The organism is Streptomyces sp. NPDC001056, assembly GCF_053598955.1.
Window position 1 is genome coordinate 153,567 of sequence record NZ_JBSFLI010000002.1, and the last position, 20,113, is coordinate 173,679.

General features: G+C 73.7%; 17 protein-coding genes and 1 pseudogene. 8 read left to right on the plus strand and 10 right to left on the minus strand.

Annotated features, from left to right (window positions below; genetic code table 11):
* The first annotated feature begins 20 nt into the window (after positions 1-20).
* Positions 21-953 (plus strand): aminoglycoside phosphotransferase family protein, encoded by a 933-nt coding sequence (locus ACWDD7_RS03285; protein ID WP_450456018.1) that lies wholly within the window; start codon positions 21-23, stop codon positions 951-953.
* Positions 954-986: 33 nt separating this feature from the next.
* Here ACWDD7_RS03285 and treZ read toward each other — a convergent pair whose 3' ends face one another.
* Positions 987-2,732 (minus strand): malto-oligosyltrehalose trehalohydrolase, encoded by a 1,746-nt coding sequence (treZ, locus tag ACWDD7_RS03290; RefSeq protein WP_450456020.1) that lies wholly within the window; start codon positions 2,730-2,732, stop codon positions 987-989.
* A 202-nt stretch (positions 2,733-2,934) separates the two neighbouring features.
* On the opposite strand from treZ, the gene ACWDD7_RS03295 reads away from it, so the two are divergent.
* Positions 2,935-3,510 (plus strand): DUF1707 and FHA domain-containing protein, encoded by a 576-nt coding sequence (locus ACWDD7_RS03295; protein WP_351866435.1) that lies wholly within the window; start codon positions 2,935-2,937, stop codon positions 3,508-3,510.
* 85 nt (positions 3,511-3,595) lie between these two features.
* The gene (locus ACWDD7_RS03300; RefSeq protein WP_450456022.1) at positions 3,596-3,994 is read left to right on the plus strand and encodes an SSI family serine proteinase inhibitor; all 399 of its coding nucleotides are present in this window, start codon (positions 3,596-3,598) and stop codon (positions 3,992-3,994) included.
* Positions 3,995-4,002: 8 nt separating this feature from the next.
* Here ACWDD7_RS03300 and ACWDD7_RS03305 read toward each other — a convergent pair whose 3' ends face one another.
* The 4 genes and pseudogenes from ACWDD7_RS03305 to glgX form a co-directional block, all read right to left on the minus strand.
* A complete protein-coding gene (locus ACWDD7_RS03305; RefSeq protein ID WP_450456024.1) occupies positions 4,003-5,256 on the minus strand; it encodes a M14 family zinc carboxypeptidase in 1,254 nt (417 codons plus the stop codon).
* 124 nt (positions 5,257-5,380) lie between these two features.
* A pseudogene (locus tag ACWDD7_RS03310) lies at positions 5,381-5,894 on the minus strand (dihydrolipoyl dehydrogenase); the annotation flags it as partial.
* Between the two features lie 184 nt (positions 5,895-6,078).
* Complete coding sequence (gene treY / locus ACWDD7_RS03315; RefSeq protein ID WP_450456026.1) at positions 6,079-8,448, minus strand: malto-oligosyltrehalose synthase; 2,370 nt, start codon at positions 8,446-8,448, stop codon at positions 6,079-6,081.
* A 125-nt stretch (positions 8,449-8,573) separates the two neighbouring features.
* Positions 8,574-10,682 carry a glycogen debranching protein GlgX gene (gene glgX / locus ACWDD7_RS03320; RefSeq protein WP_351866445.1) on the minus strand — a complete coding sequence of 703 codons (2,109 nt, stop codon included), beginning with the start codon at positions 10,680-10,682 and terminating at the stop codon, positions 8,574-8,576.
* A gap of 280 nt (positions 10,683-10,962) precedes the next feature.
* Here glgX and ACWDD7_RS03325 point away from each other — a divergent pair, with 280 nt between their 5' ends.
* Both ACWDD7_RS03325 and ACWDD7_RS03330 read left to right on the plus strand, forming a co-directional pair.
* On the plus strand, positions 10,963-12,201 hold the full coding sequence (locus ACWDD7_RS03325) for an SAV2148 family HEPN domain-containing protein (RefSeq protein WP_351866448.1): 1,239 nt from the start codon (positions 10,963-10,965) through the stop codon (positions 12,199-12,201).
* Between the two features lie 101 nt (positions 12,202-12,302).
* A complete protein-coding gene (locus ACWDD7_RS03330) occupies positions 12,303-13,025 on the plus strand; it encodes a 3'-5' exonuclease (RefSeq protein WP_351866450.1) in 723 nt (240 codons plus the stop codon).
* 33 nt (positions 13,026-13,058) lie between these two features.
* Here ACWDD7_RS03330 and ACWDD7_RS03335 read toward each other — a convergent pair whose 3' ends face one another.
* A complete protein-coding gene (locus tag ACWDD7_RS03335; protein ID WP_450456028.1) occupies positions 13,059-13,922 on the minus strand; it encodes a phosphotransferase in 864 nt (287 codons plus the stop codon).
* Positions 13,923-14,225: 303 nt separating this feature from the next.
* Here ACWDD7_RS03335 and ACWDD7_RS03340 point away from each other — a divergent pair, with 303 nt between their 5' ends.
* The 3 genes from ACWDD7_RS03340 (at position 14,226) to ACWDD7_RS03350 (ending at position 16,548) form a co-directional block, all read left to right on the plus strand.
* Entirely contained in the window at positions 14,226-14,777 is a 552-nt protein-coding gene (locus tag ACWDD7_RS03340; protein WP_450456029.1) for a DUF1697 domain-containing protein, read from the plus strand.
* A gap of 22 nt (positions 14,778-14,799) precedes the next feature.
* Positions 14,800-15,843: a ketopantoate reductase family protein gene (locus ACWDD7_RS03345; RefSeq protein WP_450456031.1), complete on the plus strand. Its 1,044-nt coding sequence runs from the start codon at positions 14,800-14,802 to the stop codon at positions 15,841-15,843.
* Between the two features lie 381 nt (positions 15,844-16,224).
* Positions 16,225-16,548, plus strand: a complete 324-nt coding sequence (locus ACWDD7_RS03350) for a hypothetical protein (protein ID WP_351866461.1) — start codon at positions 16,225-16,227, stop codon at positions 16,546-16,548.
* Between the two features lie 37 nt (positions 16,549-16,585).
* Here ACWDD7_RS03350 and ACWDD7_RS03355 read toward each other — a convergent pair whose 3' ends face one another.
* The 4 genes from ACWDD7_RS03355 to ACWDD7_RS03370 are packed head-to-tail and all read right to left on the minus strand — an operon-like array spanning position 16,586 to position 20,093.
* Complete coding sequence (locus ACWDD7_RS03355) at positions 16,586-17,323, minus strand: sirohydrochlorin chelatase (protein WP_450456033.1); 738 nt, start codon at positions 17,321-17,323, stop codon at positions 16,586-16,588.
* 5 nt (positions 17,324-17,328) lie between these two features.
* Complete coding sequence (locus ACWDD7_RS03360; RefSeq protein WP_450456035.1) at positions 17,329-18,219, minus strand: ABC transporter permease; 891 nt, start codon at positions 18,217-18,219, stop codon at positions 17,329-17,331.
* Positions 18,206-18,985: an ABC transporter ATP-binding protein gene (locus tag ACWDD7_RS03365; RefSeq protein ID WP_450456036.1), complete on the minus strand. Its 780-nt coding sequence runs from the start codon at positions 18,983-18,985 to the stop codon at positions 18,206-18,208. Before ACWDD7_RS03365 ends, ACWDD7_RS03360 begins: the two co-directional genes overlap by 14 nt.
* 34 nt (positions 18,986-19,019) lie before the next feature.
* Positions 19,020-20,093: an aliphatic sulfonate ABC transporter substrate-binding protein gene (locus ACWDD7_RS03370; RefSeq protein ID WP_450456349.1), complete on the minus strand. Its 1,074-nt coding sequence runs from the start codon at positions 20,091-20,093 to the stop codon at positions 19,020-19,022.
* Between the last annotated feature and the right edge of the window lie 20 nt (positions 20,094-20,113).

Sequence of the window (20,113 nt, forward strand, 5' to 3'; positions counted from 1 at the left end):
GGAACGGCAACGCGCGACCCATGACCGAGGCACCGACCCCCACCGCGGACACCGTCCGCCAGCTGGTCCGTTCGCTGCTCAAGGAAGGCCCGGAGGGCGACGGACCCGACGTCCGCCCCGTGCGGGAGGGGCACGACTACACCTGGTGGGTCGGCACCCGCCAGGTGCTGCGCCTCGCTCCCGACCGCGAGGCGTCCACCCGTCGTCGCCGGGAGCTGCGGCTGCGCGCCCTGGTCCGCCCGCACGTCCCGGTCGCCGTGCCGGTCAGCGTCGCGCGCGCCGACTGGGCGCCCGGCCTCGCCTGCACCCTCGACACCGTGGTGCCCGGCGGCACCGCCGAGGAGCACGAGGTGTCGGCGGCCGGCGAGGCCGATCTCGCCGGGCTGCTCACGGGGTTGCACGCGGTGCCGGTACGGCAGGCCGAGTCGCTCGGCGTGCCGCGCGTGGCGCCGCGTTCGCTGGAGGCGCTGCGCCGGATGGCGGTGCACGCGGCCGAACGGCTCGCCGCCGCCGACGAGTTCGACGCCGCCCCGATGTACCAGCTCACCCCGGCCGGCGCGGCCCAGCTCGCCGCCCAGCCCGGCGTCGCCGTGCTCACCCATCACGGGCTGACGGGCGAACACGTGGTGGTCAGCGCCGACGGGCGGGTGCGGGGCATCCTGGACTGGACCGAGGCGGTGCTCGGCGACCCGGCCGAGGACATCGCGGGACTCGCCGTCGCCGTCGGCTCCCCGGCCGCCGTGCGCGCCGCCACCCTCGCCGGCTACGGCGCCCGCCCCTGTCTGCGCGGCCTGTGGCTCGCCCGCTGCGACACGGTGCTGCGCCTCATGGAGCACCTCGACGGCCGGGCCCCCGGCGACCCGACGCTGCTGCGCACCCAGCTGCGCCGGGCGTGGGAGCCGATCCTGCTGGAGCGGGTGACGGACTTCAAGACGGCGGGCGAGGAGCCGTGACGGGCGTCCGCGCCTCGCGACGCGCCCGCCGCCTCAGGGCTGAGTGAGCACCGCGCATGACTCCCCGGGCAGGTGGAGCAGGCCGTCCGGGCCCGGGGTGTCCACCGGCTCCCATGCGGCGAGTACCAGGGACGGGTGGGGGCCCAGCGGGATGGCGGCCGGTTCCTTGCCGAGGTTCACCGCGACCCGTACGTCGCCGCGTCGGAAGGCCAGCCAGCGGGCCTCCTCGTCGTAGGCCACCTTGGTGTCGGCGAGGTCGGGGTCGGTGAGGTCCGGCTGGTCGCGGCGCAGGGCGATCAGCCGGCGGTACCAGTCCAGCACCCGCGCGTGCGGTGGGCGTCCGGGCTCCGACCAGTCGAGGCAGGAGCGGTCCCGGGTCGCCGGGTCCTGCGGGTCCGGTACGTCCTCCTCGGCCCAGCCGTGCGCCGTGAACTCCCGGCGCCGACCGCGTCGTACCGCCTCGGCCAGCTCGGGGTCGGTGTGGTCGGTGAAGTACTGCCAGGGGGTGCCGGCCGCCCACTCCTCGCCCATGAACAGCATCGGCGTGAACGGCGCGGTCAGCACCAGCGTCGCCGCGCAGGCCAGCAGGCCGGGGGAGAGGTGGGCGGAGAGCCGGTCGCCCTGGGCGCGGTTGCCGATCTGGTCGTGGGTCTGGGCGTAGCCGAGCAGCCGGTGCCCGGCGACCCGCGCGCGGTCCAGCGGACGGCCGTGGTGCCGGCCCCGGAAGCTGGAGTACGTGCCGTCGTGGAAGTACCCCCCGGTCAGCGTCTTGGCCAGCGCGGCGAGCGGTGCCCGCGCGAAGTCCGCGTAGTAGCCCTGGGACTCGCCGGTCAGCGCGGTGTGCAGGGCGTGGTGGAAGTCGTCGTTCCACTGCGCGTGCAGCCCGAGCCCGTTCTCCGTGCGCGGCGCGATGAAGCGGGGGTTGTTGAGATCGGACTCGGCGATCAGGAACAGCGGCCGGGAAAGCTCCGCCGCGAGCTCGTCCACGGCCGCCGACAGCTCCTCCAGGAAGTGCCGGGCGCGGGTGTCGTACAGCGCGTGCACCGCGTCCAGCCGCAGCCCGTCGAGCCGGAAGTCCCGCAGCCACGCCAGCGCGCTGCCGACGAGGAACGCGCGCACCTCGTCCGAACCGGGCGCGTCCAGGTTCATGGCGGCGCCCCACGGCGTGGTGTGCGTGTCGGTGAAGTACGGTCCGAAGGACGGGAGATGGTTGCCGGAGGGTCCCAAGTGGTTGTGCACGACGTCCAGCACGACGCCGAGCCCCAGCTCGTGCGCCCGGTCCACGAACCGCTTCAGCGCCTCGGGGCCGCCGTACGGCTCGTGCACCGCCCACAGCGAGACCCCGTCGTACCCCCAGCCGTGCCGCCCGGGGAACGGGCACACCGGCATCAACTCCACGTGGGTGACGCCCAGTTCCACCAGGTGCCGGAGACGCTCCGCCGCCGCCTCCAGGGTGCCCTCGGGGGTGTACGTGCCCACGTGCAGCTCGTAGAGCACCGCACCCGGCAGCTCCCGGCCGGGCCACGGCGTACGCCACGCGTACCGCTCCTGGTCCACCACCGCGCTGAGCCCGTCCGGGCCGTCCGGCTGCCGGCGCGAGCGCGGGTCGGGCAGGATCGGACCGTCGTCCAGCGCGAACCCGTACCGGGCGCCGTCGCCCGCCTCGGTCTCCCCCCTCCACCAGCCCGCGCGCCCGGGATCGCGCGCCAACGCGTGCGCGACGCCCTCGCACCAGAGTGTCACTCGGTCTGCCTGCGGTGCCCACACCTCGAACTGCACGGACGGTTCCCCTTCGTCTGCTCACCGTGATGTCCCGCGTTCCCCATCGTGCCCGGCCGGGCGATCGATCCGCTTTCGAATCGGGGCCTTTTCCCCGGGTGTCGTGGCGTGTTTCCCGACGGGTGGCGTGGAAGTCGCCGTGCGGGGGCGCCGATTACCCGTTTTCTGGACACCCGCCGTCCGCTGACCGACAATCACAGGCGTGACGTCGTCCTTCGAGTTCTCCACCGCCCCGGCCCCGGCCCCGGCCCCGACGTCCGCGCGGTTGTCCGACGCGGAGCGGGAAGCGGCGCTGGAGGTACTGCGGGACGGCGCGGCCAAGGGCCGCCTGTCGCACGACACGTTCCTGCGCCGCATGGAACTGGCGCTCGCCGCGCGCCACGCCGACGAACTCGCCGTCCTTGTCGCCGACCTGCCCCGCGAGAACGGCTTCTCCCGCGCGGTCTTCGGCACCGTGGAGGCGGTCTCGGGATTCACGGTACGACTGCGCCGCGCCTGGCAGGCCGAGCGGCTGCCCAAGCTGTTGCTGCCGGGGCCCGCCCACACCCGCCCGCTGCGCATAGGCCGCGACCCGGGCAACGGGCTGCGCCTGACCCACGAGACGGTCTCCCGGGTGCACGCCGAACTCAGCCACCAGGGCGGCCTGTGGGTCCTGCGGGACCTCGGCTCCACCAACGGCACCACCGTCAACGGCCGCCGGGTGATCGGAGCGGTCGCGGTCCGCGCGGGCGACCAGGTGGCGTTCGGGCGGGTGGCGTACCGGTTGTCGGTGAGCTGAGCGCGCGTACGGCACCACCGGCCGCGGTCGTTCGAACGGGTGACTCGCCCTGCGGAACGGGGGGCGCCCTGCCGATGCAACGGGCATGACGTACTTCACCAGAGCGACAGCGGCCGCCGGCGTGCTCCTGGCCGCCGCCGGTCTCCTCGCCGTGGGCCCGGCCCAGGCGGCACCCCGTCCGGGCGTCAACCGACTGCACCTCGCGATCACCCGCTCGGGCGACCGGGCCGACAGCGCCCTGCTGCGCTGCCTGCCGCCCCAGGGCCACCCGTACGCGGCCCAGGCCTGCGCCGAACTGATGGCCGCCCGCGGCGACATCGACCGCATCCCGGCCCGCAAGGTGTTCTGCCCGCGGATCTACTCCCCGGTCACCGCCACCGCGCGGGGCCGCTGGAACGGCCGGATCGTCGACTTCCGCAGGACGTACACCAATTCCTGTGAACTGCGCGCGCGGACGGGGGTCGTCTTCGCCCTGGACGACTGACCGGCGGCCTACTGCTCCGCCTGCTCCCGGGCCTGCTGGGCCGCCAGCAGCACCGTGCGGGACTGGTGCTCCACCTGGTGGTCCAACGGCACCCAGCGGGCCCGGAAGCGCCGGGCGAAGGAGTCGGACCAGGCGGCGACGAGCCGTCCGAGGTCCGGCGCCGACCGGTCGTCGGCCTCGCGGAGCACCCGCAGCAGCATCGCGGCCGCGCGCAGCGGCAGCCGCCGCCCGAAGGCGTCCACGCTGCCCACGTAGGCCATCGTCGTGGCGGCCGGCGGGGTGTGCGTCCAGTCCTCGGCCAGGCCCGGGATCAGCTCCAGACCCCAGCGCGCGGCCCGCAGCAGAGGCCCGTCGGCACCGTCGAGCCGGGGCAGCGCCTCGGCCAGCACCCGCTCCACCTCCAGCGCGTCCCGCAGCAGCCGCCGGGCCAGCCGCCGCATCGCGGCCGCCGGTGCCGGGTGCGGCGCCGGGTCGTCCACCAGGTCGCTGGCCCACATCGGCACCTCCACCACGGCGGTGAGCCCCCCGTAGCGGTGGGCGTGGTACCAGGTGCTGCGCCGGGCGTCGTCCGGCATGCTCGGATAGGCCGCGCCCGTCTCCGGCCCCGGCATCACATGCACCCCGGGCCCGGACGTCGGCCAGCCCGCCGCGTCCGAGGCGCCCGTCTCCACCGGGATGTGCAGCTGCGCCGCCGACTTGGCGAACGGCTCCGCGAGACCGGGCACGTCCCGGGTCAACTGCACCCAGCTGCCGCCCAGATCGGTGCCGTGCAGGGTCACCTGGAGGTAGGGGCGCAGCTCGTCGATCACGCCGGTCAGTGCCCGGGTCTCGGGCGGCAGCCGGTCCGGGGGCAGTACGGACGGCGACCACTCCGGCTGCTCGGCGCCCGTGGGCCGGTAGAAGCCGAGGTGGTAGTCGAGCAGGCTGTGCGGCGCCGGGGTGACGTGCAGGGCGGCGCCGTCCGGGTCCGCGCACAGCAGGAAGTGCCAGGAGGTGCCGGTGCGCAACTCGCGCTCGGCCAGCACCCGTCGGGCCAGCACCCGCAGCGTCGAGCCGCCCGTCGGCTCGTTGGCGTGCGCGCCCGCCACCACCAGCACCGAGCGCCGCGCGTGCCCGACCGACAGCAGGTGCAGTGGTCGGCCCGCGCGCGAGAGGCCCACCTGGCGCAGCGCGCACAGCCCGGGTTCCGAAGCGGCCAACACCCGTGCGGAGGCGACCAGTTCGGGAACGCTGGGATAGCGCAGCTCCGGCAGGAGACTCACCCCCGATTCGTCCGCCCTGCTTCGCCCTCCCAGTCCCGCACGGCGCGCGGTGGCTGTCAAGCATCCGGCCGAACACCCCGGGGCCATGTGCCAACCGGAGCCGTGGCCACCGCATTCGGTGTGCTCACCGCTGGTGCAGCCCGCGTCCCGCGAGCGTCGGGAACACCTCGCCCACCGCCTCCGAGAGCGTCGGACGCGGGTGCGCATGCCGGGCCACGTCGCCGGGTTCGGCGTCCCGGCCGACGACCAGCCGGCCCTCGGCGATCGGCTCGGAGACGTGCGGGCCGACCAGATGCACCCCGAGCATCCGCCCGCCCCCGCCCTCCGCGACGACCTTCGCCACCCCGCCCCGGCCGTGCACCATCCCCTTCGCCGGCGCGGTCAGCGGCATGCTGTGCACGGCCCCCTCGGCGAAGGACGGCCGTCTCCAGCAGGTCCCCGTCGGACGGTACGACGAACCCGCGCGCGTCCGCCGTGAGGCCGGCGGCGGCCAGGTCCAGGCCCTCGGTGACCGGCACCCGGCCGACCGCCACCAGCAGCCGCTGCGCCGTCACGGTCCGGGTCTCGCCGCGCGCGGTGCGTACCCGGGCCCGTACGCCGTCCGCCCGTACCTCCGCGTCCAGCACCCGCGCGCCCGCCCACATCGTGCGCGGCGCCGTCGGCGAGGCCTGCGTGCTCCTCACCCCCGACCGGCCTGGCGGCGCCCGCCGGCCGTCTGCGCCCGTGCGGCGCCCACCGGGGCCGCGGCCGCCTTCGTGGAGCTGCCGCGCGCCCTCCGGCCCGTCGTGAGCGCCCTCCCGGGGCGGCACGGCGAAGCGACCCTCACCCCTCCGTGATCCGCTCCAGCAGCGCCACCGGCAACGGACCGAAGAGCTCGTCGAGTCGTACACAGCCGCTGAACTCCCGGCGCGGTGTCAGCACGTCCGCCCACCGTCCGGGCGGCAGCGGCAGGCGGGTGTCCCGCCAGCCGCCCGACTCGGCGAGCCGCAGCGACAGGCGGGTCACCGCCGTGATCACCTCTCCGGAGCGGGTGAAGGCCGTGCAGTGCTCCGCCGCCGCACCCTCGGCGGCCAGCGGCCCGTACGACGCGGACGCGCCGAAGGCACCGGGCCTGCGGGCACGCAGCCGCAGCGCCGCCCGCGTCAACGCCGCCTTCTCGTCCGGGGTTTCCGGCGGCAGACTCACCGCCGCCCGGTTGTCCGGGTCCACCAGCGCCCTGAACTCGCCCTCGGCGCCCTGGTACACGTCCGGCACCCCCGGCATCGTCAGGTGCACCAGCGCCGTGCCGAGGACGTTGGCACGGATGTGCGGCTCCAGCGACTTGCGGAAGGCGGCCACGCGTTCGCCCGGCGGACCGCACGGGCCGGCCGTGACGAAGGCGGCCACCGCCTCCTCGTACGGCGCCTCGCGCTCCGTCCAACTGGTGTACATGCCGGCCTCGCGCACATGCTTCAGCAGGTACCGCCGTACCCGCTCCTCCTCGGCCGGACCCAGCCCGAACACCGTCTGCCAGGCCGCCCAGACCAGCTGCCCGTCCGGTGTGCCCTCCTCGGGCCGGGTCGCCCCGGCCACCAGCTCCGCCCAGCGGCCGGGGCATTCGGTGAGGACGGCGAGGGCGGCGCGGACGTCGGCGCTGCGTTTGGTGTCGTGCGTGGTCACCGCCGTACCGGTGAGCGGCCGGTCGTGCTGGACACGGGCGCAGTACGCGTGGAACTCGCGCGGGGACACGCCGGGCCTGCCCGGGTCGCCGCCCACCTCGGTCGCCGACAGCAGCGGCACATAGCGGTAGAACGCGGTGTCCTCGACGGACTTGGCCCGCAGCGCCGAGGCCGCCTGCGCGAACCGGGTACGCAGCTCCAGCCGGTCGGCGTGGTCCGGCGCGGCCGGGTCGCCGGGCGGCTCCACGAGCAGCCGGCGCACGAGGTCGACGGCCGTCGCCTCCTCGGGCACCACGAAGGCGAGCCGGGCCTCCTCGGCGGCCTGCTCGGTGATGACCGCGGCCGCGTCCCCGCAGGCGTACGGCCGGTACACCCGCATGCGGACCAGGAGTTCCTCCAGGGCCGTGCGCAGCGCCCAGGGCGCCCGGTCGCGCAGCGCGAGGTCCGGCGAGGTGGCGCACAGCCGGGTGGCGACCCGGGTGAGCCGCTCGGTCTCGGTGGCCAGCTCGTGCGTGAGCACCTTGTAGGCGGCCCGGCGCGCCGTGGCGTCCCAGACGCCGCCCCGGTCCGCCTGCGGGGCCGCGAACCGGCGGTATTCCGTGAGGAGTTCGCACGCGCCGTCCGGGTCCGTGAACAGGCCGTCGATCCGGCGCAGGGCGTCGTAGCCGGTGGTGCCCGCGACCGGCCAGGAGGCGGGCAGGTGCTCGTCGTCGGCGAGGATCTTCTCGATCACCGTCCAGCGGCCGCCGCTCGCCTCGTGCAGCCGGGCGAGGTAGGCGTCGGGGTCGGCGAGCCCGTCGGGGTGGTCGACGCGCAGCCCGTCGGCCACGCCCTCGTCCAGCAGCTGGAGGATCTTGGCGTGGGTGGCGTCGAAGACCCCGGGGTCCTCGACCCGCACCCCGATCAGCTCCGAGATGCTGAAGAACCGGCGGTAGTTCAGCTCGGTGCGGGCCAGCCGCCACCACACCGGGCGGTACCACTGGGCGTCCAGCAGCTCGGGCAGCGGCAGGTGCGCGGTGCCGGCGCGGAGCGGCAGGACGTGGTCGCGGTAGCGCAGCACGTCGCCGTCGGCCGCCAGGTGCTCCAGCTCGGCGCCGAGCGGGCCGCCCAGCACCGGCAGCAGCACCCGGCCGCCCCCGGCGTCCCAGTCGATGTCGAACCAGCGCGCGTACGGCGACTCGGGGCCCTCGCGCAGCACCTCCCACAGGGCGCGGTTGTGCCGGGGCGCCGCCGCCATGTGGTTGGGCACGATGTCGAGGACCAGGCCCAGGCCGTGCTCCCGGGCGGTCCTGGACAGGGCCCGCAGTCCCTCCTCGCCGCCGAGCTCGGCGCGGACGCGGGAGTGGTCCACGACGTCGTAGCCGTGCGTGGAGCCGGGGACGGCCTCCAGGACGGGGGACAGGTGCAGATGGGAGACGCCGAGCGACGCCAGGTACGGGACGGCCGCCGCGGCGGCGGAGAACGGGAAGGCGGGCTGGAGCTGAAGCCGGTAGGTGGCCGTGGGCACCCCCGGTCCGGGTCGCGCAGAGGTCATGGGGACCTACGTACCCGTCCCGGAGCATTTCGTGTCACCGGGGCGGCGCCGGTGGGCGAGGCGGCTCACGTCCGCTCGCCCACATGGCCCACCCCGCCCCCGCCGTCCTCCCCGCCCCCGCCGTCCTACGCCGGCCGCTGGAGGACCGTGAGGCTGCGGTCGTCCAGCGTCAGCCGGTCGCCCGCCCCCACCTTCGCCCCCGAGCCCGGCGCGATCCCTTCCGGGCGGGCCGTGTCGACCACCACCTGCCACTGTCTGCCGTGGTCCACCGGTACCCGGAATTCCAGCGGCGCCGGGGAGGCGTTGAACATCAGCAGGAAGGAGTCGTCGGTGATCCGCTCCCCGCGCGGACCCGGCTCGGAGATGGCGTTGCCGTTGAGGAACACCGTCAGCGCGGACGCCCGCGCCGAGTTCCAGTCCCGCTGGGTCATCTCCGCGCCCTCGGGGGTGAACCAGGCGATGTCGGACAGCTCGTCGTGGGTGCCCTCCACCGGGCGGCCGTGGAAGAAGCGGCGGCGGCGCAGCACGGGGTGGTCGCGGCGCAGCCACACCATCGTGCGCAGGAACTCCAGCAGCTCCCCGCCGTCCTCGGGCCAGTGCAGCCAGGACAGCTCGTTGTCCTGGCAGTAGGCGTTGTTGTTGCCGCGCTGGGTGCGGGCGAACTCGTCGCCGTGGCTGATCATCGGCACGCCCTGGGACAGCATCAGCGTGGCGAGGAAGTTGCGCGTCTGGCGGTCGCGCAGCGCGCGCACGCCCGGATCGTCGGTGTCCCCCTCCGCACCGCAGTTCCAGGACCGGTTGTGGCCTTCGCCGTCCTGGTTGTCCTCCCCGTTGGCCTCGTTGTGCTTCTCGTCGTACGACACCAGGTCGCGCAGGGTGAAGCCGTCGTGGCAGGTGACGAAGTTGACGGAGGCCAGCGGGCGGCGGCCGTCGTCCTGGTAGAGGTCGGAGGAGCCGGTCAGCCGGGAGGCGAACTCCGCGAGCGTCCGCGGTTCGCCGCGCCACAGGTCGCGCACGGTGTCGCGGTACTTGCCGTTCCACTCGGTCCACAGCGGCGGGAAGTTGCCCACCTGGTAGCCGCCCTCGCCCACGTCCCAGGGCTCGGCGATCAGCTTCACCTGCGAGACCACAGGGTCCTGCTGCACCAGGTCGAAGAACGAGGACAGCCGGTCCACCTCGTGGAACTGCCGGGCCAGGGTGGCGGCGAGGTCGAAGCGGAAGCCGTCGACGTGCATCTCGGTGACCCAGTAGCGCAGCGAGTCCATGATCATCTGGAGTACGTGCGGGGAGCGCATCAGCAGCGAGTTGCCGGTGCCGGTGGTGTCCGTGTAGTAGCGGGGATCGTCCGCGAGCCGGTAGTACGAGGGGTTGTCGATGCCCTTGAAGGACAGCGTCGGGCCCAGGTGGTTGCCCTCGGCGGTGTGGTTGTACACGACGTCCAGGATGACCTCGATCCCGGCCTCGTGCAGCGCCCGGACCGCCGACTTGAACTCCAGCACCTGCTGGCCGCGGTCGCCCCAGGAGGCGTACGCGTTGTGCGGGGCGAAGAAGCCGATGGTGTTGTAGCCCCAGTAGTTGCTCAGGCCCAGGTCCGCCAGCCGGTGGTCGTTCACGAACTGGTGTACGGGCATGAGTTCGAGCGCGGTCACCCCGAGCTTGGTCAGGTGTTCGATGACCGCCGGGTGGGCGAGCCCCGCGTAGGTGCCGCGCAGTTCCTCCGGAAGGTCCGGGTGACGCATGGTCAGGCCCTTGACGTGCGCCTCGTAGATCACCGTGTGGTGGTACTCGGTGCGCGGCGGCCGGTCGTCGCCCCAGTCGAAGTACGGGTTGATCACCACCGAGGCCATGGTGTGCGGCGCCGAGTCCAGGTCGTTGCGCCGCTCGGGCGCGTCGAAGTGGTAGCCGTACACCTCCTCGCCCCACCGGACCGAGCCGCTGACCGCCTTCGCGTACGGGTCGAGCAGCAGCTTCGCCGCGTTGCAGCGCAGCCCGCGCCCGGGGTCGTAGGGGCCGTGCACCCGGAACCCGTACCGCTGCCCGGGCATCACCCCCGGCACGTACGCGTGCCGCACGAACGCGTCGCTCTCGCGCAGTTCCACCGCCGTCTCCGAGCCGTCGTCGTGCAGCAGACACAGCTCCACTCGGTCCGCGGCCTCCGTGAAGACCGCGAAGTTGGTACCGGCGCCGTCATAGGTGGCGCCGAGCGGATACGCCTCGCCAGGCCAGACCTGCATGGACACGACTCTCCCAGGTGGGCGGCCCGCCCGGGGGCCGGTCCGCGCGACGGCACGAAGTCTCCCCGAAAGCGGGAACGGACCCGGCCGGGTACCCACGGCTATGAAACCGCTCACTCCCCGTGCGCGGACGGCGGGGAACGGCCCCGAAACGCCAAGCAGTTGAGCAAAGCAGGCGGAGAACCGACCTGTCCATCCGGCTGCACCGCGCAGCGCTCCCGGAGTACCCTTCCTTGATCGTTGAGACGGGAAAGGCCCGGGGACGGAAGGCGGTGCACGGGTGGGCTCGGGAGGGCTGGAGCTGCCCCCTGGTGACGAGGGTCACGAGGGGAACTCCCCGGACGTCCCGCCCGGCGCGGTGTCCCTGGCACGGCCGATGGACGCGGGGTCCATCGGGCCGGAGCTGGACTGGGGCGCCGACGCCTGGCACGAGGTGCGCACCCGCGCCCAGCGGGCCGGCCGGGCCTACATCTGGCTGAACCTCGTGGAACAGCGGCTGCGTTCGGTCGTCGCCGCGGTCCTGCGCCCCGTGTACGAGCCGGTGCACGGCGACGAGTGGGTGGTCGCCGCCGCCGGACCGGCCGGCCAGGAATGGGTGCAGCGCGCGGTCGCCGTCCGCGAGGTCAGCCGCCGCAAGGGCTACTTGCTCGACCCGGCCGACGACAACGTGCTCAGCTTCCTGACGCTGCCCCAGCTGCGCGAGCTGATGGTGCAGCACTGGCCCTGCTTCGAGCCCTACTTCGACGAGCGCCGCGACCTCGAACTCGCCCTGGACGAGCTGGAGGTGACGCGCAATGTCGTCTCCCGCAACCGCGCCCTGTCCGAGGCGGTGCTCGGCCAGGCGGAGCGCGCCTCGGCCCGGCTCCTGGAGATGCTCGGCGCGGGCGGCGACGTGCCCTCCGCGCGCCGGCTGCCGGTCGACGCGGTCGAGGACCTGGTCGGCGACCGGTACGCCGACGTGGTCGCCGTGCACTCCGACCGGGTGCGGCTGATGCGCCAGTTCCCGGCCGAGGACATCTTCGGCGGCGCCCGCCGCCTGGACGCCATCGGCATCGGCCTCAACCTGCTGGTGCAGAACTTCTCCGGGCGGCGCCTGGTCCGGCTCGCCGAGTCCGGCTGCCGGGTCCGGCTGCTCTTCCTCAACCCCGCCTCCAGCTCGGTCAAGCGCCGCGAGCGCGAACTCGGGATGAAACGGGGCGAACTGAGCCGCTCCGTCGAGATGAACATCCTGCACATGCGCCGGGTGCGCGCCCGGCTGCGCGACCCGGGCGCCTTCGAGATCCAGGTGTACGACGAGACGCCCCGCTTCACGGCCTACCTGGTGGACGGCGACGGCGCCGACGGCGTCGCCGTGGTGCAGTCCTATCTGCGCGGGGCGCGGGGCATGGAGTCGCCGGTCCTGGTGCTGCGCAACGGCAGCCGCCTGGTCACGTCGGACGACGCGGTCGAGGCCGGGCTCTTCCCGACCTACCGCGAGGAATTCGAGCTGGCTTGGACGGATTCGCGCCCTGTGTCCTGAAGTATCCCCGGGGGAAGCGGAACGCGGTCCTCTGATTGTCAGTGCCCCGTGCGAGGGTGGAGACCACTGGGGGAACGCACCACACAGAAGGGGGACCGCCCATGGGCTGGCACCAGGAGCTGCTGGTCGGCTTCGACCTGGAGACGACCGGCACGGATCCGCGCGAGGCGCGCATCGTCACCGGCGCGGTGATCGAGGTCAGAGCAGGTGAGCCGCTGGGCCACCGGGAGTGGCTGGCCGATCCGGGCGTGGAGATCCCGGCCGACGCGGTCGCCGTGCACGGGATCAGCAACGAACGGGCGACGGCCGAGGGCCAACCCGCCGACCGGGTGGCCGACGCCATCGCCGAGGCGCTGGTGTCGTACTGGAGGACGGGCGTCCCGGTCGTCGCCTACAACGCGGCCTTCGACCTCACCCTGCTCTCCGCCGAACTGCGCCGCCACGGACTGCCGTCCCTCGCCGACCGCCTCGGCGGGCTCGCCCCCGCCCCGGTGATCGACCCGTACGCCATCGACCGCTGGGTGGACCGCTACCGGCGCGGCAAGCGGAACCTGGAAGCGGTCTGCGCGGAGTACGGCACGGTCCTGGACGCGGCGCACGACGCGTCCGCGGACGCCCTCGCCGCGGCCCGCCTGGCCGCCGCGATAGCCGTCCGCCACCCGAAGATCGCCGCCCTCGGCCCGGCGGAACTGCACCGCCGGCAGATCGAGTGGTACGCCGCGTGGGCGGCCGACTTCCAGGCCTTCCTGCGCCGCAAGGGGGACGCGACGGCGGTGGTGGACGGGATGTGGCCGCTGCGGGAGCTGACGGCCGAAGCGGTGTGAGGGGGCCGTCGGGGCCTCGGCGACGGTGCCGGATCAGAACGGATACCAGCGCACCGACTCGTCCCCGTCCCGAAGGGACGCCACCCTGCGGCGGAACTCGGCCAGGGCCTTGGGATTGCTCGGCGCGTGCTGGGCGACCCAGGCGCAGCTGGCGGTCTCGCGGGCGCCGCGCAGCACCGAGCAGCCCTCCCACTCGCGCACGTCCCAGCCGTAGGCCTCGGTGAAGGAGTAGTACGACTCGGCCGGCAGCCCGTACCGGTCGCGGGAGAGGGCCATCACCACCAGGTCGTGCTCGCGCAGGTCGGCGGAGAAGGTCTCCAGGTCGACCAGGACCGGTCCCTCGGGCCCGATGTGCACATTGCGGGGCAGCGCGTCGCCATGGATGGGGCCCGGCGACAGACGGGGCGTCAGCGCCGCCGCGGCCGCCGCGAAGCCGTCCCGGCGCTCGCGCAGATAGGCCGCGTCCCCGGGGTCGATCGCCTCGCCCGCGAGCCGCAGCCAGCGCTCCACCCCGCCCAGCAGCTCCCGGGGCGGCAGCGCGAACGGGGCGTCGGGCAGCGCGTGCACGAGCCGCAGCAGCTCGGCCAGGTCACGGGGCTCGGCGGGTCGCACGGCGTCGGGCAGCCGGTGCCACACGGTCACCGGGTGGCCCCCCACCAGCCGAGGCTCCGGCTCGGCCGCCCGCACCGCGGGCACGCCCGCCTCCGCGAGCCAGCCGGCGATGCGCACCTCGCGCCGCGCCCGCTCCAGCAGTTCTGCGTCGCGCCCCACCTTGACGACCAGGTCGCCTGCCGCGAACACCGCGTTCTCGCCGAGCGCGAGCAGACTCGCGTCACCGGCCGCGACCGCGGGTACTCCCGCCGCGGCCAGTACGTCCCGCGCCCGTGCCTCGTCCATCGTGGTGCCTCCGTGCCGCCGTCTTCCGAGCCGCTGTCCGGGGACCCGGCACATGCCGTTTCCCCCGGTCAGTCTCCCACTCGCGCGGGCCCGCGCCCGCCGGGCGTCTTGGGATGTCCGTTCCGCCGTCAGAGATCCACTTTGTGATTACGAAAGCTTGTTGAACAAGTCACAGCTGTGTTCAGAGGTTGATCCGGCCCCCGTCGAACGGGCATTGTTTCGCGCAGCCCGCCCCCACGGGGGTCGGGCCCCGGTCGTCGTGCCCGCCCCCACGGGGCACGACGGCCGCTCTAAGCTGACCGTGTGACGACCTATGCGGCGCTGTTGCGCGGGATCAATGTCGGCGGCAACCGGAAGCTCCCGATGGCCGACCTGCGCACGCTGCTCGGCGGCCTCGGACACCGTGGCGTCCGCACCCATCTCCAGAGCGGTCAGGCGGTGTTCACCGCCGATCACGGTGACGAGGGTTCTCTGGCAGCCGAGTTGACCCGGGCGATCGAGGAACGCTTCGGCTTCACGGTGGACGTGCTCGTGCGCGACCACTCCTATCTGGCGGCGGTGGTGCGCGACTGCCCCTTCCCGGCCGCCGAACTGGAGGGCAGGCAACTGCACGTCACCTACTTCTCCGCCGCCGTCACCGCCGACCGCTACGCGAACATCGATCAAGTCGCCCACCTCCCCGAGGAGTTCCGCCTCGGCGACCGCTGCCTCTACCTGTACGCCCCCGACGGTCTCGGCCGCTCCAAGCTCGCCGAGGCGCTGAGCCGGCCGCGGGCCACCAAGGACCTGATCGCCACCAGCCGGAACTGGAACACCGTGGTCAAACTGACGGAGCTGACCGCGCCCCCGGCGTGAGCACGGGTGAGGGAATCTGACCATGCGCTACATCGTGATCGGAGCGGGAGCGGTCGGCGGAACCGTCGGCGGGCGGCTGGCCCAGGCCGGCCGCGAAGTCGTCCTCGTCGCCCGCGGCAGCCATCTGACGGCACTCGGTGAGCACGGGCTGCGACTGCGGGTGCCCGAAGGGGAGTCGACGTACCGGTTGCCGGCCGTCGACGGCCCCGGGCCGCTCGGCGGGCTGCGCGCCGACGACGTCCTGCTGCTCGCCGTGAAGACCCAGGACACCGTGGCCGCCCTGGACGCCTGGGCCGACGTGCCCGTGGCCGGCGGCGGCACCGCGGGCGAACGGCTGCCGCTGCTCTGCCTGCAGAACGGCGTGGAGGGCCCCCGGCTCGCGCTGCGCCGCTTCCGCCGGGTGTACGGCGTCTGCGTCTGGCTGCCCTGCACCTTCGTGGAGCCCGGCGTCGTCTCCGCCGCGGGCACCCCGCTCACCGGCGTCCTCCACCTGGGCCGCGCCCAGGGCGGCACCGACGACACCGCCCGCCGGATCGCCGCCGATCTCGCCGCCGCGCACTTCGAGGCGCCGGTCGTACCGGACGTGGCCCGCTGGCAGTACGCCAAGCTGCTCGCCAACCTCGCCAACGCGCAGGAGGCCCTGAGCGGCCCCGTCGAGGGCGAGGCCGCCAAGGCGCTGTGCGCGCGGGTGCGGGCCGAGGGGGAGGCCGTGCTGGACGCCGCCCGGATCGCCTACGCGAGCCCCGAGGAGCAGCGTGCGGCGCGCGGCGACAAGGTGACCCTGGTCCCGCTGGACGGGGCCCCGCGCGGCGGCGGGTCCTCCTGGCAGTCCCTCGTGCGCGGCACCGGCAGCATCGAGGCGGACTACCTCAACGGCGAGATCGCCCTCCTCGGCCGCCTGCACGGCGTCCCGGCCCCGCTCAACGAACTCCTCCAGCGCCTCGCCGGCGCCTTCGCCCGCGAGCGCCGGCCCGCCGGTTCCCTGCCGCTCGCCGACCTGGTCCGGATGGCCGACGAGGCCGAGCGGGCGCCGGACCGCACCGTCGGCGAAGTCCGCATGCCCTGAAGCGGAGTTCGAACAGCGGCTCACCGATGTGGCCGATAACCGCCCCTGAGGAGCGCCGACTCGACTTTCCCCTGTGACAACCGGGCCGCTCCGGACGCAGAACGGAGTGCCGTCGTGGTCCGACGTCACAGGGGAACGCCGGACCGCGGCGGCTTGTACCACGTCCTCACCCGTAAGGGGACGGCTCCGCGAACAACGCGACAAGTCCGCCCCGTTGTCCCTAGGGTGATGCACGCCGGACGGCCGGAACGACACCCTACGGCCCCGCACCGGAGCGTCTGCACGCCCTTCCGCTACCGCGTCCACGGCCGTCAACGGACACCGGTCACCTGGAGGAGCGGCGATTTTCGGCCTACCTCCGACCACGAGCGAGGACTGGACATGAGCACCTATGACTACGGACACGTCAACGGCCCCGGCCCCTACGGTGAGTTCGTCGGCCTCGACCTGACCCACGGCACCCCGCCCCTGGAGGCGCTGATCGCCGTCTCCGCCCGCCTCACCGAGGCGCTGCGCAGGGAGTGCCCCGGGCTCGTCCGCCAGGGCCAGATCATCGAGGCGGCGTTCGCGGAGTCCGCCGAGGACGGACTGCCGCCCAACCGCGGCCGCATCCGCTCCGCCCTGGACGACATCTGCATCGGGGCGTCGGCGGGCACGGCGAGCCTCGCCTACACCCGGCAGCTGGTGCAGGCCCTGGGCCTGTGACGCCCCGCGAGCCTGCCGTGGCCGACGACCGGAGGGACTAGGCGCCGAGCGCCTGGAGCGCCGGGCGGCACGCGGCGTCGTAGCGGCGCAGCAGCAGGCGCGCCACCTCCGGCGCGGGCCCCAGGACCTCCGCGAGGACGTCCGCGCCGGCCGCGCCGCGCGCGATGCGGTCCGGCAGGAAGCCGGGGGCGAGGACGTACGGCGCCACGGCGACCCGGGCGCAGCCGAGCGCGCGCAGGTCCCGTACGGCGTCCTCGGTGCGCGGCAGGGAGGCGGAGGCGAACGCGGGTCGCACGGCGCACCAACCGGTGTGCCACCACTCCCGCGCGATGTCGGCGATCACCGCGATCGCCTCCGGGTCGCTGGACCCCGCCGAGGCCAGCACGACCCCGGTCGAGGACTTGTCGGCGGGGCTGAGCCCGGCCTCGTACAGCCGTCGCTCCAGCGCCGCGAGCAGCAGCGGCGAGGGGCCGAGCACCTCCGCCTGCCGGATCCGCAGCCGCGCCGGGGCCGCCCGCAGCACCGCCGGGATGTCGGCCTTGGCGTGGAAGGCACGGGTGAGCAGCAGCGGCAGGGCCACGACGTCACGGACACCCTCCGCAGCCAGTGACTCCAGCACCCCGTGCACCGACGGCACGTTGAAGTCCAGGAAGCCGGTCTCCACACGCAGCCCGGGACGCTGTGCCCGTACCCGCTCGACCAGGGCGTGCACGGTGCGGGCGTGCCGCGCGTCGCGGCTGCCGTGGGCGATGACGAGGAGCACGGGCGCCGCCATGCCGGTCAGCCTTTCACCAACAGGCCGCGGCTGCGCAGCACCCACCGCTCCAGCGGACTGAAGATCAGCAGGTCGATGGCGATGCCGACGAACAGGATCAGCAGGATGGCCTCGAACACCATGGCCATGTCGCTGGCCGTGCGGGCGTTCTCCAGGAGCTGGCCGAGGCCGGTGCCGAGGTCGGGGAAGCTCGCGATGATCTCGGCGGCCATCAGCGAGCGCCAGGAGAAGGCCCAGCCCTGCTTCATGCCGGCCACATAGCCGGGCAGGGCGGCGGGCAGGGTGATGTGCCAGGTGCCCTTGACCCCGGTGGCGCCGAGCGTGCGGCCCGCGCGCAGGAACAGCGGGGGCACCTGGTCCACGCCGGAGACCAGCCCGTTGGCGATGGACGGCACGGCGCCGAGCAGGATCACGGTGTACATCATGGAGTTGTCCAGGCCCAGCCAGATCACGGCCGGGGGCACCCAGGCGACCGACGGCAGCGACTGGAGGCCGGACAGGATCGGCCCGATGGCCGCGCGCACGAACTTCACCCGCGCCACCAGCAGTCCCAGCGGGGTGCCGATCAGCAGCGCGAGGCAGAAGCCGAGCAGACCGCGCGAGACGGAGGTCCAGATGTAGCCGAGCAGCTTGCCCTGGAGCCAGTCCTCGCGGAAGGCGCCCCAGACCGCGCCCGGCGTGGGCAGTCTGGTCGGGTCGTCCACGATCTTCAGGCTGATCAGGCCCTGCCAGACCACCAGCACCACGAGGATCGCGGCGAGGGGCGGCAGGACCTTGTCGACCAGGGTCCTGCGAAGCGGCGTACGGCTCGACTGCGTGGTCTCCAGCGCGTCGAGTCCCGCCTCCACGCTGCCCGCGGCCGCGGCGTTCGTGGTGGTCGTGTCAGTGCTGGCCATGGCGGCGGATCTCCCCACGCAGTACTTCGGTGATCTCCAGGGACAGTTCCGCCACGGGCGCGTCCTCGATGCGGCGCGGCTGCGGGATGCCGACCTCCCACTCGCGGGCCACGCGGCCCGGACGGGAGGACAGCAGCACGACCCGCTGGGCGAGACGCACGGCCTCGCGCACGTTGTGCGTGACGAACAGCACCGACAGTCCGGTCTCCGACCAGATCCGGGTCAGCTCGTCGTGCAGCACGTCCCGGGTGATGGCGTCCAGGGCCGCGAACGGCTCGTCCATCAGGAGCAGTTGGCTTTCCTGGGCGAGTGCGCGGGCCATCGCGACCCGCTGGCGCATGCCGCCCGACAGCTCGTGCACGCGCTTGCCGTACGCGCCCCCCAGGCGGACGAGTTCGAGGAGTTCCTCGGCCTTGCCGCGCCGCTCGGAGCGGGGGACCCCCCGCAGCCTGAGGGCGAGTTCGATGTTCTTCCCGGCGGTGAGCCAGGGGAACAGGGCGTGTTCCTGGAACATCAGCGCGGGGCGGCCGTCGGTGCGGATGGTTCCGCCGGTGGGCTCGTCCAGGCCCGCCACCAGGTTGAGCAGGGTGGACTTGCCGCACCCCGAGGCCCCCAGGAGGGTGACGAACTCGCCGGGTGCGACATCGAGGCTGATGTCGTCCAGGACGAGCTGGGACCCGTCCGGTGTGGCGAAGGACTTCGAGACATGCTCAAGGCGTGCGGCGTACTCCACCGACCGCGCGGCCTTGGCGAGGGTCGTGGCCATGGTCGTCACCTCCTGGGACGTCTTCGGGCGGGTGTCAGCTGCTGCCGAGGCCGGCGGCGTCGACAGGGCGTCCGCCCTCGGCCTTGAGCACCTGGTTGAGGATCGTCAGGTCGTAGATCCCCTTGAGGTCGGGCTTGTCCAGCAGACCGGCCTTGACCGCGTGCGCCGCCTCGGTGCCGAGGCTGGCGGCCAGCGGGTCGTCGGTGAACCGGACGGACTTCCACGCCGGGTCGAGCACCGCGGCCGGCAGTGCCTTGCCGGAGTCGTCCGCGAGCTGCTTGTTCGCGGCCTGCTTCGCCTGCTCCGGGTTGGCGTTGATCCACTTGTTTGCCTCGACGGACGCCTTCAGGACCGCCTCGACCGCCTTCGGGTGCTCCTTGAGGAACGCCTGCCGCACGATGATGTTGGTGATCACGAACGTGTGCCCCGGCCACAGCGAGGACTCGTCGAGCAGCACCTTGCCGCCCTCGGAGACCAGCTTGGACGCGGTCGGCTCCGGCACCCAGGCGCCGTCGACGGAACCGGACCTGAAGGCGTCCGGGGTCACCTTGTTGTCGCTGCGCACGACCGTGACGTCGCCCTCGCCGCTCTGCGGATCGACCTTCCAGCCCTGCTCCGCCACCCAGTTGAGGAACGCCACGTCCTGCGTGTTGCCCAGCTGCGGGGTGGCGATCTTCTTGCCCCTGACGTCCTTCAGGGAGGTGATCTTCTTCGGGTTCACGACCAGCTTGACCCCGCCGGACGCCGAACCGCCGATGATCTTCAGGCTCTTGCCGTCGGACTTGGTGTAGCCGTTGATCGCCGGGGACGGGCCGATCCAGCCGATGTCGATGGAGCCGGAGTTCAGCGCCTCTATCTCGGAGGGCCCGGCGTTGAAGGTGGCGTAATCGGCCTTGGTGGCGCCCAGTTCCTTCTGGAACAGGCCCTGCTCCCGGCCCACCAGCGCGGTGCCGTGGGTGAGGTTCGGGAAGTAGCCGATCTTGACGGAGTCGAGGCCGTCGATCTTCCTGGCCCCGGCGGCGACCTTCGCGGTGTCGTCGTGACCGGCCTGGGAGCCGTAGCCGCAGGCGGCGAGCGCGAGCAGGGGGAGGGCGAGGAGCGCGGTCATACCGCGGCGCGGGAACGGGG

Coding starts and splice junctions, on each gene's coding strand:
- ACWDD7_RS03285 (WP_450456018.1), top strand. CDS start 21: ATGACCGAGGCACCGACCCCCACCGCGGACACCGTCCGCCAGCTGGTC.
- ACWDD7_RS03300 (WP_450456022.1), top strand. CDS start 3,596: ATGACGTACTTCACCAGAGCGACAGCGGCCGCCGGCGTGCTCCTGGCC.
- treY (WP_450456026.1), bottom strand. CDS start 8,448: ATGACCTCTGCGCGACCCGGACCGGGGGTGCCCACGGCCACCTACCGG.
- glgX (WP_351866445.1), bottom strand. CDS start 10,682: ATGCAGGTCTGGCCTGGCGAGGCGTATCCGCTCGGCGCCACCTATGAC.
- ACWDD7_RS03330 (WP_351866450.1), top strand. CDS start 12,303: ATGGGCTGGCACCAGGAGCTGCTGGTCGGCTTCGACCTGGAGACGACC.
- ACWDD7_RS03335 (WP_450456028.1), bottom strand. CDS start 13,922: ATGGACGAGGCACGGGCGCGGGACGTACTGGCCGCGGCGGGAGTACCC.
- ACWDD7_RS03345 (WP_450456031.1), top strand. CDS start 14,800: ATGCGCTACATCGTGATCGGAGCGGGAGCGGTCGGCGGAACCGTCGGC.
- ACWDD7_RS03350 (WP_351866461.1), top strand. CDS start 16,225: ATGAGCACCTATGACTACGGACACGTCAACGGCCCCGGCCCCTACGGT.
- ACWDD7_RS03355 (WP_450456033.1), bottom strand. CDS start 17,323: ATGGCGGCGCCCGTGCTCCTCGTCATCGCCCACGGCAGCCGCGACGCG.
- ACWDD7_RS03360 (WP_450456035.1), bottom strand. CDS start 18,219: ATGGCCAGCACTGACACGACCACCACGAACGCCGCGGCCGCGGGCAGC.
- ACWDD7_RS03365 (WP_450456036.1), bottom strand. CDS start 18,985: ATGGCCACGACCCTCGCCAAGGCCGCGCGGTCGGTGGAGTACGCCGCA.
- ACWDD7_RS03370 (WP_450456349.1), bottom strand. CDS start 20,093: ATGACCGCGCTCCTCGCCCTCCCCCTGCTCGCGCTCGCCGCCTGCGGC.